The sequence below is a fragment of the Staphylococcus sp. AS1337 genome (assembly GCF_051408735.1).
GTDB classification, from domain to species: domain Bacteria; phylum Bacillota; class Bacilli; order Staphylococcales; family Staphylococcaceae; genus Staphylococcus; species Staphylococcus xylosus_B.
In genome coordinates this window covers 1-290 of record NZ_JBOIHZ010000024.1, presented here as the reverse complement: position 1 = coordinate 290, position 290 = coordinate 1, and the positions used below count along the sequence as shown (strand labels likewise).

General features: G+C 36.9%; 1 tRNA gene. It reads left to right on the top strand.

Annotation, left to right across the window (positions count from 1 at the left end):
• Positions 1-119 precede the first annotated feature (119 nt).
• A tRNA-Ile gene (locus tag ACSUE0_RS14565) sits at positions 120-196 on the top strand.
• Positions 197-290: the final 94 nt, after the last annotated feature.

Sequence of the window (290 nt, the reverse complement as noted above, 5' to 3'; positions counted from 1 at the left end):
CTGGATCACCTCCTTTCTAAGGATATATTCGGAAACATCTTCTTACGAAGATGAAATAGGAATAACATTGACATATTGTATTCAGTTTTGAATGCTCATTAGAGTATTCATATTGGAATGGGCCTATAGCTCAGCTGGTTAGAGCGCACGCCTGATAAGCGTGAGGTCGGTGGTTCGAGTCCACTTAGGCCCACCATTTTTTTGTACATTGAAAACTAGATAAGTAAGTAAAATTTATGATTTTACCAAGCAAAACCGAGTGAATTAGAGTTTTTAACAAGCTTTGAATT